The organism is Sphingomonas kaistensis (genome assembly GCF_036884275.1).
Classification (GTDB): Bacteria; Pseudomonadota; Alphaproteobacteria; order Sphingomonadales; family Sphingomonadaceae; genus Sphingomicrobium; species Sphingomicrobium kaistense_A.
The window spans coordinates 2,492,703-2,504,844 of sequence record NZ_CP145607.1; the positions used below are offsets into that span (position 1 = coordinate 2,492,703).

The 12,142-nt window shown below is 66.9% G+C and carries 11 protein-coding genes; 8 read left to right on the forward strand and 3 right to left on the reverse strand.

What is annotated here, in order from left to right; genetic code table 11:
• Positions 1 to 59 precede the first annotated feature (59 nt).
• From rnr to V6R86_RS12205, 3 genes are all read right to left on the reverse strand, one after another.
• On the reverse strand, positions 60 to 2,282 hold the full coding sequence (gene rnr, locus V6R86_RS12195; protein WP_338504822.1) for a ribonuclease R: 2,223 nt from the start codon (positions 2,280 to 2,282) through the stop codon (positions 60 to 62).
• 8 nt (positions 2,283 to 2,290) lie between these two features.
• Complete coding sequence (locus V6R86_RS12200) at positions 2,291 to 3,253, reverse strand: DMT family transporter (RefSeq protein WP_425335989.1); 963 nt, start codon at positions 3,251 to 3,253, stop codon at positions 2,291 to 2,293.
• Positions 3,254 to 3,315: 62 nt separating this feature from the next.
• A complete protein-coding gene (locus tag V6R86_RS12205) occupies positions 3,316 to 4,758 on the reverse strand; it encodes a M28 family peptidase (RefSeq protein ID WP_338504823.1) in 1,443 nt (480 codons plus the stop codon).
• A gap of 81 nt (positions 4,759 to 4,839) precedes the next feature.
• Between V6R86_RS12205 and V6R86_RS12210 the strand changes: the two genes are divergently transcribed.
• The 8 genes from V6R86_RS12210 to mmsB are packed head-to-tail and all read left to right on the forward strand — an operon-like array spanning position 4,840 to position 12,114.
• Positions 4,840 to 6,339, forward strand: coding sequence for a CoA-acylating methylmalonate-semialdehyde dehydrogenase (locus tag V6R86_RS12210; protein WP_338504824.1), 1,500 nt, complete (start codon positions 4,840 to 4,842; stop codon positions 6,337 to 6,339).
• 5 nt (positions 6,340 to 6,344) lie between these two features.
• A complete protein-coding gene (locus V6R86_RS12215; RefSeq protein ID WP_338504825.1) occupies positions 6,345 to 7,271 on the forward strand; it encodes a polysaccharide deacetylase family protein in 927 nt (308 codons plus the stop codon).
• The gene (locus V6R86_RS12220; protein WP_338504826.1) at positions 7,268 to 7,651 is read left to right on the forward strand and encodes a RidA family protein; all 384 of its coding nucleotides are present in this window, start codon (positions 7,268 to 7,270) and stop codon (positions 7,649 to 7,651) included. The genes V6R86_RS12215 and V6R86_RS12220 overlap by 4 nt, the downstream gene beginning before the upstream one ends.
• Entirely contained in the window at positions 7,651 to 8,208 is a 558-nt protein-coding gene (locus V6R86_RS12225) for a hypothetical protein (RefSeq protein WP_338504827.1), read from the forward strand. Before V6R86_RS12220 ends, V6R86_RS12225 begins: the two co-directional genes overlap by 1 nt.
• Positions 8,209 to 8,229: 21 nt before the next feature.
• The gene (locus V6R86_RS12230) at positions 8,230 to 9,372 is read left to right on the forward strand and encodes an acyl-CoA dehydrogenase family protein (protein WP_338504828.1); all 1,143 of its coding nucleotides are present in this window, start codon (positions 8,230 to 8,232) and stop codon (positions 9,370 to 9,372) included.
• Positions 9,369 to 10,424 carry an enoyl-CoA hydratase/isomerase family protein gene (locus V6R86_RS12235; protein ID WP_338504829.1) on the forward strand — a complete coding sequence of 352 codons (1,056 nt, stop codon included), beginning with the start codon at positions 9,369 to 9,371 and terminating at the stop codon, positions 10,422 to 10,424. Before V6R86_RS12230 ends, V6R86_RS12235 begins: the two co-directional genes overlap by 4 nt.
• Positions 10,421 to 11,197 carry an enoyl-CoA hydratase-related protein gene (locus V6R86_RS12240; protein ID WP_338504830.1) on the forward strand — a complete coding sequence of 259 codons (777 nt, stop codon included), beginning with the start codon at positions 10,421 to 10,423 and terminating at the stop codon, positions 11,195 to 11,197. The genes V6R86_RS12235 and V6R86_RS12240 overlap by 4 nt, the downstream gene beginning before the upstream one ends.
• Positions 11,198 to 11,208: 11 nt before the next feature.
• A complete protein-coding gene (gene mmsB / locus V6R86_RS12245; RefSeq protein ID WP_338504831.1) occupies positions 11,209 to 12,114 on the forward strand; it encodes a 3-hydroxyisobutyrate dehydrogenase in 906 nt (301 codons plus the stop codon).
• Positions 12,115 to 12,142 lie beyond the last annotated feature (28 nt).

The window sequence follows — 12,142 nt, forward strand, 5'->3', positions numbered from 1 at the left end:
TCTGCAAACCAGCCGTCCGTTGGCCCGGTTCCTCTTCCTCCCCTAAAGCCCAATAAAGGTCAGCGCTTCTTGCGGCCCTGATGGCGGATGTTGGCGGGGCGACCGCGGCGACCCATGACGGGTTTGTGAACGCGGTCGCGGCGATCGGTCGGGCCACGGCCGTAGCTACCTTCGGGAAGCTCGAACCGGAGCGCACCGCTGGCCGGATTGGCTTCGGCGAGGCGCAGTTGGAGGCGCTGGCCGACGCGATAGGTTTCGCCTGTTTCGTCGCCGATCAGCTGGCGCGAGGCTTCGTCGTAGCGGAAATATTCCTGGCCGAGATCGGCGGCGGGGATCAGGCCGTCGCCGCCGAGCCCCTCGACCGTGGCGAAGAAACCGAACGGCTGGACGCCCGAAATGCGGCAGTCGAGGAGCTGGCCGACATGGTCGGAAAGATAGGCCGCGACATAGCGGTCGATGGTCTCGCGCTCCGCCTCCATCGCGCGCCGCTCGAGCATGGAGATGAGCTCGCCGATCTCAGTAAAGCGGATCGCATCCTCGGGCGGAAGGCCGCCGTCGCCGAGCTTGTAATGGCTGACCAATGCCCGGTGGACGAGGAGGTCGGCGTAGCGGCGGATCGGCGAGGTGAAGTGGGCGTAAGATGGCAACGCCAGCCCGAAGTGACCGAGCGGGTCGGGCGAATAGCGCGCCTGGGTCTGGGTACGAAGGATCTGTTCGGTGATCTCGGGCAGCGAATCGCCCTCACCGACCTTGGCGATGATGCGGTTGAAGGTGGCGGGCTTGATCACCTGGCCGAGCGCAAACTCCATCCCGAAGGTCGCGAGATAATCCTTGAGCGCGGTCAGCTTCTCGCGGCCCGGCGTTTCGTGGACGCGGTACATGACCGGGGCTTTCTTCGCCTCCAGCGCCTTGGCGGCCGCGACGTTGGCGGCGATCATATAGTCTTCGACCAGCTTGTGCGCGTCGAGGCGCTCGCGCGGGGCGACCGACATGATGCGGCCCTTTTCATCGAGGACGACCTGTCGCTCGGGCAGGTCGAGCTCAAGCGGTTCGCGCTTCTGGCGGGCGGCGTAGAGGGCCTTCCAACAGTCCCACAGGGGCTTCAGCGCCGTGGCGAGCAGCTCGGGCTCGACCCCGCCTTCGCCGTCGATGGCGCGCTGGGCATCCTCATAGGCGATGTTGGCGGCGACGCGGATCACGGCGCGGGTGAAGCGGTGCGCCTTGAGCGCGCCGTCGGGGCCGACGTGGAGGTGACAGGCGAGCGCGGCGCGGTCGGCGCCTTCCTTCAGCGAGCAGATGTCGGACGACAATTCGTGCGGGAGCATCGGGACGACGCGGTCGGGGAAGTAGACGCTGTTACCGCGGCGGCGGGCTTCGCGGTCGAGGGCGGAGCCGGGACGAACGTAGAAGCTGACGTCGGCGATGGCGACGATCGCGTCCCACCCGCCGTCTTCGCGCGCGCTGGCCCAGATGGCATCGTCATGATCGCGGGCGTCGGCGGGGTCGATCGCGACGATCGGCAGGTGGCGAAGGTCCTCGCGGTCGGAGCCGAGCGGGGTCGTCGATACCTCGCGCGCTTCCTCGATCACCTCGGCGGCGAATTCGTGGGGCAGCCCGTGCTTGTGAATGGCGATCAGGCTGAAGCTGCGCGGCGCGAAGGGATCGCCGAGCACGGCGTCGATCTTGGCCGAGACGCGCGGTGGTCGGCCCGAAGGTTCGGCCAGCACGAGATCGCCGACCTCAGCGTCGCCAAGGTCGGACAGCGGCAACTGGCGGCGTTCGCGCTTGTCGACGGGTTTCAGCCACTTGGCGCCCGCCTCGTCCTCGTGGACGACGCCGAGGATGAGGTCGGCCGAACGCTGCAGTTTTTTCATCAGGTGGGCGACATGGCCCTGCCCCCGCTCCTCGGTGCGGGCGAGGATGCGGTCGTTGAGCGCAAGCGCCGAGCGCCGGCCTTTCTCGATGACCCGAAGCTTGGGCGGCGGGCCTTCGCCCTGCCAATTGTCGGGAACGGCGACCGCCTGCTCCTCGACCGCGACGATGCGCAGCACGGTGACGCGGGGAATGCCGCCCGCCTTGTGAAAGGCGCGGCCGGGAGCGCTGTCGATCAGGCCCTCGTCGGCCATGTCCTTGAGCAAGGCTTTCAGCGCGATCTTCTCGTTGCCCTGAAGGCCGAAGGCGCGGGCGATCTCGCGCTTGCCGGCGGGCTGCCCCGACTTCTCGATGAACTCGAGAATCTGCTTGGGGCTCGGGAGACCGGTCGAGACGGGCTTGCGGGTCATTCGGATCCTTAGGCGGAAGTGGCGGCCTGCGCCGCAAGAGCAGCGCGCCGGGCGAGATGGTGTTCCCGCCAGACGATCACCAGACCGCTGAGGATGATCACCGGCGCGCCGAGCCAGACGGAAGCGGAGGGAAATTGCCCGAACAGCCAGATGCCGAGCAGGCTTGCCCAGAGGAGCGAGCTATAGTCCATCGGCATCACCAGCGCGACGGGGGCGAGGCGGAGGCTGGCGGTGAGGGTAAGCTGAGCAAGTCCGCCCGCGAGCGCCACGCCGGCAAGAAGGGCGAAGGTGCCGGCGTCATGCGCCTTGCCGAAATGCAGCATGAGGAGGCCGAGCGGCACCAAGCTGCTGGCGGCGAACCAGAAGACGGTGGTGGATGCGCGTTCGGTTTGCCCCAGGCGCCGGATCACGATGGTGACGGCGGCGGTCATGCCGGCCCCGACCAGGGCCACCGCGGCGCCGGTCAGCGGGACCGCGCCCTGGCCCGGGTGAACGATCAGCAAGACCCCGACAAAGCCGACGATCACCGCGCCCCACCGCCAGCGGCCGGTCGCCTCGCCGAGTACCAGTGCGGCGAGGATGGTCGAGAAGATCGGCACGGTGAATCCGATCGCGGTCGCCTCGGCCAGGGGCAGCAGCAGGAAGCTGAGGAAATTGAGCGCCATCGAGGACATTCCGAGCGCCATCCGCCCGATATGCGCACCGACCCGCTTTGTCCGAAGCGAGGAGAATCCGGGCCCGGCGAGCACCAGCCCCGTGGCGCAGACCACCGAGCCGATCTGCCGATAGAACAGGCTTTCGACGACGTGGACGCCGCGGTCGCCCACCAGCTTCACGCCGGCGAACATGATGGCAAGAAGCGCCGCGGTGAGCAGGCGCAGCAGGATACCCGCGAGCGGACGCTGGACGGCGGGAAGGTCGGTATCGAGGGGCGCTTCGTTTACTCCGTCATCCCGGATCTGATCCGGGATCCCGCTTCTTGGTCACTGGTCCAAAGAAGATGCGGGACCCCTGGTCAAGCCCGGGGTGACGATCACTGGGCCGTCGGCGCTGGCGCCACATAGGGCTTGAACGCCCCGCCCGGCACCGCGCTTGCGACCGGGCTTTCCCAGCCGTCCTTGCCGATCGAAGAGACTCCGAACACCCAGTCGTCGACGCGGGTGCCCTTCAGGATCGACTGCTTCTGGGCCCCATCGGGCACCTGACCCATGGACGCAGTGTTGGACGGGCGATTGGGATTGGCCGGCAAGGCAGGCGCAGGGGTCTCCCTGCTGGTGATCACATCGGTGACCGTCCCCCCGCTCTTGGTCCAATTGTTCTCATCCGTCCGGCGCCAGTGCACCTTGTATCCGCTGGCTCCAATCAGCGGCGCCCACGTCACGGTCGTATCGGTGCTGACCGCGCCTTCCGCAACCGGCGCCGGCGGCGGCGGGGCGTTGGCGATCGCCATCAGCGCGGCGACGTTGAGGCGGACGACCTTGGCGAGATAGGGAAAGTCCATCTCGTCGATGGTGTCGCCAAATTTCTTGCCGTTAACGGTGCGCAGATCCTGGTGCTGATGGTCGTAATCCTCGACCGACACCGAAAAGCGGACGGCGGGGAAGCCGGCGTTGAGGAATTCGGTATGATCGCCGCCGCGGCCGAAGCGGTCGTTGCGCCAGACCTGGCGGACGTTGAGGCCGATCTGCGGCAGCCGTTCGGCCAGGCGATCGAGGAAGCGGCTGATATTGCGGCTCGGGCTGTCGTTCTCGCCGCCGAGGCTGCGCTGAGCGCTCGCCAGTGCTTCGCGGCCCTGCCAGCGCGGACCTTCGGAAAAGACCCGCACGGTCTTGTTGTCGCACACGCCGTCGGAGCCGCAGCTATTGCCGATGATGTCGTTGTTCAAGTTGGCGACGACGTTCCAGCCCTGCGCCTTGGCATAGTCCGCCAGGATCTTGCCGCCGAGCAGCCCCTGCTCTTCCCCCGACAGCACGCCATAGACGATGGTCCCGCCGAATTTGGCGCCGCGCAGCGCGCGGGCGGCTTCGAGCACCGCAGTCGTGCCCGAGCCGTCGTCATTGGCGCCGGGCGAATCGCTGGTCGCGTCCATGACGTCGGTGACGCGGCTGTCGATGTGGCCGGTGATGATCACCACGTCGTTGGGTCGCTCGGTCCCGCGCTGGATGCCGACCGCGTTGCAGACCCGGGTCGGCTGCGGAACGCGGCGGCCGGTCACCGTGTCGCAGGTCTGCAGCGTCTGGAGGCCGAGCGCCTTCAGCTCTGCTTCCGCCCAGCGCACCGAGGCGCCGATCCCGCGCCGGGGGTCGGTCTGGCTCGACAGGGTGTGCCGGGTGCCGAAGCTGACCAGCTTCGCGACATCGGCGCGCAGGCGCGCTTCGCTGACCTTGCCGGCCGCCGCCATCATCTGTTGTTCGGGCATGGCGGCAAGGGCCGGGGCGGCAAGGGCAAATAGGCCGAGAAACGCGAACTGACGCATGAGCTAGTCTCCTGATCGCGGGCATGACTGGCATCCGCGCTGCGCCTTGGCTAGTGCGCGCTCAACGAGGAGAGTATTTTCATGCGGCAGATCGATCATTTCATCGGCGGCGGCAGCCTTGCCAGCGGCGAGCGCTCGGGCGACGTCTTCAATCCATCCGCGGGCGAAGTGCAGGCCAATGTCCGCCTCGGCACCGCGGCCGACCTCCAGAAAGCGGTCGACGCCGCCAACGCCGCCCTGCCCGGCTGGGCCGCGACCAATCCGCAGCGCCGGGCGCGCGTCATGTTTAACTTCAAGGCACTGGTCGAGAAGAACATGGAAGAGCTCGCCGCCACGCTGGCGAGCGAGCATGGCAAGGTGATCGCCGACGCAAAGGGCGACATCCAGCGCGGGCTTGAGGTCATCGAGTTCGCCTGCGGCATCCCCCACGCGCTGAAGGGCGAATATACGCAAGGGGCGGGCCCTGGCATTGACGTTTATTCGATGCGCCAGCCGCTCGGCGTGTGCGTCGGCATCACCCCGTTCAACTTCCCGGCGATGATCCCGATGTGGATGTTCGGCGTTGCCATCGCCTGCGGCAATGCCTTCATTCTCAAGCCCTCCGAGCGCGATCCGAGCGTGCCGGTGCGCCTGGCCGAATTGATGACCGAAGCGGGCCTGCCCGACGGTATCTTGAACGTCGTTCATGGCGACAAGGAGATGGTCGACGCGATCCTCGACCATCCCGACGTCAAGGCGGTGAGCTTCGTCGGTTCGAGCGACATCGCGCAGTACATCTACTCGCGCGGCACGGCGAACGGGAAGCGGGTGCAGGCATTCGGCGGCGCCAAGAACCACGGCATCGTCATGCCCGACGCCGATCTCGACCAGGTCGTCAGCGACCTCACCGGCGCAGCGTTCGGGTCGGCGGGCGAGCGCTGCATGGCGCTGCCGGTGGTGGTGCCGGTCGGCGAGAAGACCGCCAACGACCTGCGCGCCAAGCTCATTCCGGCGATCGAGGCGCTGCGGGTCGGCGTCTCGACCGATCCCGAGGCGCATTATGGCCCGGTGGTCAACGAAGCGCACAAGAACCGTGTCGAAGACTGGATCCAGACCTGCGTCGACGAGGGCGGCGAACTGGTGGTCGACGGGCGCGGCTTCACGCTGCAGGGCCACGAAAAGGGCTATTTTGTCGGCCCGACCCTGTTCGACCATGTGAAGCCGAGCTTCCGTTCGTATCAAGAAGAGATCTTCGGGCCGGTGCTGCAGATCGTCCGTGCCGCCGACTTCAACGAGGCAGTGCGGCTGCCGAGCGAGCATCAGTACGGCAACGGCGTCGCCATCTTCACCCGCAACGGCCATGCCGCGCGTGAATTCGCGGCCCGCGTGAACGTCGGCATGGTCGGCGTCAACGTGCCGATCCCGGTGCCGGTCGCCTATCACACCTTCGGCGGATGGAAGCGGTCGGGCTTCGGCGACACCAACCAGCACGGCATGGAGGGCGTCAAGTTCTGGACCAAGGTCAAGACCGTGACCGCGCGCTGGCCCGACGGCGGCGTAGGCGACGGCGGCAACGCCTTCATCATCCCGACCATGGGCTGAGGCCGATGGGCTTTCTCGTCCTGCTGCTGGCGCTGCTCCTGACCGGCGCGCCGGCAGCGGCGGTGGACAAGCGCATCGCCCTTACTTTCGACGATGCACCGCGGCACCGGGGGCCGTTCTTCACCCCGGACGAGCGCACCGAGCGGCTGATTGCGGGCCTTCGCAACGCTAGGGTGCGACAGGCGGCGTTCTTCGTCATACCCGGCAACTTCGGCAAGAATGACGGGGTCGGCGGCGAACGGAGGATCGCGGCTTATGTCCGCGCCGGGCACGTCATCGCCAATCATAGCTGGAGCCACCCGGCACTGACCGACGTGTCGGCGACGGAGTACATCGCCAACATCGACCAGGCCGAAGCCTGGCTGAAGGGGCAGCCCGGCCACCGCCCGTGGTTCCGCTTCCCGTATCTGAACGAAGGCCGCGCCGACAAAACCAAGCGCAACGCCGTGCGTGCCGCGCTGGCTGAGCGGGGGCTTCGCAACGGTTATGTCACCGCCGACGGTGCCGACTGGAACATGGAAGCCCTGACCTCCGACGCGGTAAAGGCGAACAAGCCGATCGACCGAAAGGCGCTGCGCGATCTCTACGTCGAGACCATGGTCGGGGCAGCGGACTATAACGACGCACTGGCCCGGCGCGTGCTTGGCCGGTCGCCCGCCCACGTGTTGCTGCTGCACGAAACCGATCTCGCCGCTTTGTTCATTCCTGACCTGGTCAAGGGGCTGCGCAAGGCGGGCTGGACCATCGTCACTGCCGATGAAGCTTATGCCGATCCGCTTGGAAGCCGTCTGCCCGATGTCCCCTCGATGCAGGGCACGCTGACCGAGGCGCGAGCTTGGGAACAGGGCATGCCCGCGCCGCGCTGGTACGACCGGGTCAGTCCGAAGATCGCCGATCCCCTGTTCCGCCAACGGGTGCTGGGTGAACGATGACGGTTCGACGCGCCACGGGCTCGTCGCCATACGAAGGTCGTTACGGCTTTTCCCGCGCCGTTCGGGTGGGTGAGCGCATTCTCGTTTCCGGCGCCGCGCCGGTCGAAGCCGATGGCTCGTCCATGCCTGGTGATGCCGCAGTGCAGGCGCGGCGGTGCTTTGCGATCATCCTGCAGGCGATCGAGGAGCTTGGCGGGTCGGCAGGCGATGTTGTGCGCACCCGAATGTACATCGTCGATCCGGCGGATGCGGACGCCGTCGGCTCGGTTCACGGCGCGATATTCGGCGAAACCCGGCCTGCGGCGACGATGGTCGTTGTAAAAGCGCTGCTACGCGACGAATGGTTGGTCGAGATCGAAGCGGAGGCGTTGGTAGGGTGATGCGACAATTACTGGCACTCCTCACCGCCCTTCCCCTCCTCGCCTGCTCGCCTGCGGCGGACAAGGCTGACACCGGCGAGACGATCGCCCGCGATGCCGGGGTCGGTGACGGCCCCACCGGCCGCGTCGGCCAGCCCGTCGCGAGAGGTGCCGACAAGGGGCCGATCCCCGATGACATCGACGAAGGGATCGAGCCATCCGCCAACACTATTGCGTCGGTGCCCGGTCCCAAGCCGACTTCGATCCCCGATGAATTTCACGGCCGCTGGGGGCTGACCGCCAACGACTGCAAACCCGAATTCGCCAGCGCCGCCAAAGGCCTGATGGTGGTGAACGACAGCCGCCTCACCTTTTACGAAAGCCGCGGCACGCTGGACCGGATCGATGCCTGGACCCCGGCCAATCGTTTTACCGCCAATTACGGCTTTTCGGGCGAAGGCATGACCTGGGAGCGGGTCATCACCTTCGAGCGCAACGGCAACAAGCTTCGCCGCACCGAGAAGGGCGGCGAGGAAGGGCCGGTCGACCTCACCTACACCGCTTGCCCGGCCTTATGACCCTGCGCTAACGCGCGCGGCATGTCCCAGTTCGACCTCACCGACGACCAGCGCCAGATCCAGGATCTGGCGCGGCAATTCACGGCCGCCGAAATCACGCCCCATGCGGCCGAGTGGGACGAGAAACATCATTTTCCGCGCGCCACCGTCCAGAAAGCGGCCGAGCTCGGGTTCGGGGCGATCTACGTGTCGGAGGAAAGCGGCGGGATCGGGCTCGGCCGGCTCGAATCAGCGCTGATTTTCGAAGCGATGAGCTATGGCTGCCCATCGACCAGCGCGTTTATCTCGATCCACAACATGGCGGCGTGGATGATCGACCGCTTCGGCAGCCAGGCCGTCAAGGACAAGTATCTGCCGAGCATGATTGGCATGGAGCGCCTCGGCTCCTACTGCCTGACCGAGCCGTCGAGCGGCTCGGATGCGGCGGCGCTCAAGACGCGCGCGGTGCGCGATGGCGATCATTATGTGGTCAGCGGCTCCAAGGCGTTCATTTCGGGCGGCGGCGAGAATGAGATCTACGTCACCATGGTCCGCACCGGCGAGGACGGCCCAAAGGGCATCAGCTGCCTGGTGATCGAAAAGGACATGCCCGGCGTCAGCTTCGGCGCGCAGGAGCGCAAGCTCGGCTGGCACTCGCAGCCGACCGCGCAGGTCAATTTCGACGACGTCCGGGTGCCGGTCGAGAACCGTGTAGGCGGCGAGGGCGAGGGCTTCCGCATCGCCATGATGGGTCTCGACGGCGGGCGCCTCAACATCGGCGCGTGCAGCCTCGGCGGCGCCCAGCGCTGCCTCGATGAGGCCGTCGCCTATACCAAGGAACGCAAGCAGTTCGGCACCGCCATCGCCGATTTCCAGAACACCCAGTTCATGCTGGCCGACATGGCGACCGAGCTCGAGGCGGCGCGTGCCCTCCTCTATCTCGCCGCGGCCAAGGTCACCGACAATGCACCCGACAAGACGCGGTTCGCGGCGATGGCCAAGCGGCTTGCGACCGACACCGGGTCGAGCATCGCCGACCGCGCGTTGCAGTTGCATGGCGGCTACGGTTACCTGATGGATTATCCGATCGAGCGGTTTTGGCGCGATCTGCGGGTCCATTCGATCCTCGAAGGGACCAACCAGGTCATGCGGATGATCACCGCGCGCGAAATGCTGCGCCAGTGACCAGCGATGTCCTGATTACGGTCGAGGGCCGGCTGGGGCGGATTCGGCTCAATCGCCCGCGCGCGATCCATGCGCTGAACCTCGGCATGTGCGACGCGATGAGCGCGGCGCTGCTCGAGTGGCGCGACGATCCGGCAATCGATGCGGTGCTGATCGATCATGCCGAGGGGCGCGGATTCTGCGCGGGTGGCGATGTTGTCGCCCTGGCGAAGTCCGGGGCGAGCGACGGAAAAGAGGCCGCGGCCTTTTTCCACGCCGAATATCGCCTCAACCACCTGCTCTTCACTTATCCCAAGCCGACCATCGCGTTGATGGACGGGATAACCATGGGCGGCGGGGTCGGGATCGCCCTTCCCTGCCAGGTTCGCGTCGCGACCGAAGCGACCCGGCTTGCAATGCCGGAAACGGGCATCGGCCTGTTCCCCGACGTCGGCGGCGGCTGGTATTTGTCGCGGCTGGAGGGCCGGGTCGGGCAGTTCATGGCGCTGACCGGCGCGCGGCTCGACGGGGCCGAATGCAAGTATCTCGGCCTTGCCACCCACTATGTTCCGCAGGCCGCGCTTCCCGATCTCGTCGAGCGGCTAACGGCCGCGCCAGCTCGCGCCGCAGGGGCCGCGGGCAATTTCGCCGGCGTGCCTCCCACCGCGCGGATCGAGCAGAACATGGCCGACATCGCCCGCCTGTTCGCGCCCGACACGCTGGAAGACGTGATCGCCGGCCTGGAAGCCGAGGACAGCGACTGGGCGCGCTCCGAACTTGCCACGCTGCGCAGCAAGAGTCCGCTGTCGTGCAAGGTTTCCCTGCGCCTGTTGCAGGAAGGCGCAACGCGCGAGAGTTTCGAGGACGAGATGCGCGCCGAATATGCGCTGGCGAGCCGGGTCGTGATGACCCACGATTTCGTCGAAGGGGTTCGCGCGCTGCTGATCGACAAGGACAATCGCGCCGACTGGAAGCCGCCGGTGCCCGAAGCGGTGCTGGACGAGACCGTCGACCAACTGTTTACCGACCTTCCGCCTGAAGAGGCGTGGACCCCGTTCCCGGAGGCCAAATGACCGACTATTCCACTTTGCTCGTCGAGAAGCACGACGCCGTCACGCTGGTGCGGCTCAACCGCCCGCAGGCGCTGAACGCGCTGAACAGCCAGGTGCTGGCCGAGCTGATCGATGCCTTTGCCGCCTACGACGCCGACGACAGCCAGCGCTGCCTGGTGCTGACCGGCAGCGAAAAGGCGTTTGCGGCCGGCGCCGACATCAAGGAGATGCAGGCGCAGGGCTTTGCCGACATGTATTCGGCCAATTTCTTTGCCGGGTGGGAACGGGTCACCGACACCCGCAAGCCGTGGATCACGGCGGTCAGCGGCTTTGCGCTGGGCGGCGGGTGCGAGGTGGCGATGATGGCCGACTTCATCATCGCCGGCGACAATGCCAAGTTCGGCCAGCCCGAGATCAAGCTTGGCGTAACCCCCGGCATGGGCGGCTCGCAGCGGCTCGCCGCCGCGGTCGGCAAGGCCAAGGCGATGGAAATGTGCCTGACCGGCCGGATGATGGGCGCCGAGGAAGCCGAAAAGGCTGGCCTGGTCGCCCGGGTGGTGCCGGCCGCGTCCTTGGTCGAGGAAGCGCTCAAGACCGCCGCAGAAATTGCCGCTATGCCCCCGCTCGCCGCGATCGCGGCCAAAGAGATGGTCAACGCGGCATTCGAGCTTCCGCTGGCGCAGGGTGTGAAGTTTGAACGGCGGCTGTTCCACGGCCTGTTCGGGACCGAGGACCAAAAGGAAGGTATGAGCGCCTTTGTGGAAAAGCGCCCGGGCAAGTGGACGGGCAAGTAGGAGCGTAAAGCATGGCACGGATCGCGTTCATCGGGCTCGGCAACATGGGCGGCGGAATGGCCGCCAATCTCGCCAAGGCGGGGCATGAGGTGCGTGCCTTCGACCTCAGCGAAGCGGCGCTGGCCAAGGCCGAGGAGCGCGGCTGTTCTCGCTCGGCGGATGCGGCGGCGGCGGTCGAGGGCGCCGAAGCGGTGGTGACCATGTTGCCCGCGGGCAAGCATGTCGCCGAAGTCTATCGCTCGGCGGTGTTCGGCAAGGCGCCGACCGATGCCATCCTGCTCGACTGCTCGACCATTGACGTCGCCACCGCTCGCGCGGTCGAGGAAGAAGCGCGGGCCGCGGGCTACGAGATGGTCGATGCGCCGGTGTCCGGCGGGATCGCGGCGGCCGAGGGCGGGACGCTTACCTTCATGGTTGGCGGCACCGATGCCGGTTTCGAGCGCGCCCGGCCTATCCTCGAGAAGATGGGTAAGGCGGTGATCCATGCCGGCGGCTCGGGCTCGGGCCAGGCGGCGAAGATCGTCAACAACATGCTGCTCGGCGTTACCATGGCGGGCACCTGCGAAGCCTTTGTGCTGGCGCAGAAGCTCGGCCTCGACCCGCAGGTATTCTTCGATATCTCCAGCAAGGCCAGCGGACAAAGCTGGTCGATGACCTCCTATTGCCCGGTGCCGGGCGTCGGTCCGGAGACCCCGGCCGACCGCGGCTATGACGGCGGCTTCGCGGCGCAGCTGATGCTCAAGGATTTGAAGCTCGCGATGGAAGCGTCGCAGGCGGCGGGCGCTTACACCCCGATGGGCGGCGAAGCGGCCGAACTCTATGGGCGCTTCGTCGAGCGGGGCGGCGGACCCAAGGATTTCTCCGCCCTGATCAAGATGATCGACGACAGTTGGACCCCGCCCGCCGGAGCTGAGTAAGCTCTATTTACCCCTTAGGTTCGACGGA

Coding starts and splice junctions, on each gene's coding strand:
- V6R86_RS12210 (WP_338504824.1), top strand. CDS start 4,840: ATGCGGCAGATCGATCATTTCATCGGCGGCGGCAGCCTTGCCAGCGGC.
- V6R86_RS12230 (WP_338504828.1), top strand. CDS start 8,230: ATGTCCCAGTTCGACCTCACCGACGACCAGCGCCAGATCCAGGATCTG.
- rnr (WP_338504822.1), bottom strand. CDS start 2,282: ATGACCCGCAAGCCCGTCTCGACCGGTCTCCCGAGCCCCAAGCAGATT.
- V6R86_RS12240 (WP_338504830.1), top strand. CDS start 10,421: ATGACCGACTATTCCACTTTGCTCGTCGAGAAGCACGACGCCGTCACG.
- V6R86_RS12220 (WP_338504826.1), top strand. CDS start 7,268: ATGACGGTTCGACGCGCCACGGGCTCGTCGCCATACGAAGGTCGTTAC.
- mmsB (WP_338504831.1), top strand. CDS start 11,209: ATGGCACGGATCGCGTTCATCGGGCTCGGCAACATGGGCGGCGGAATG.
- V6R86_RS12225 (WP_338504827.1), top strand. CDS start 7,651: ATGCGACAATTACTGGCACTCCTCACCGCCCTTCCCCTCCTCGCCTGC.
- V6R86_RS12215 (WP_338504825.1), top strand. CDS start 6,345: ATGGGCTTTCTCGTCCTGCTGCTGGCGCTGCTCCTGACCGGCGCGCCG.
- V6R86_RS12205 (WP_338504823.1), bottom strand. CDS start 4,758: ATGCGTCAGTTCGCGTTTCTCGGCCTATTTGCCCTTGCCGCCCCGGCC.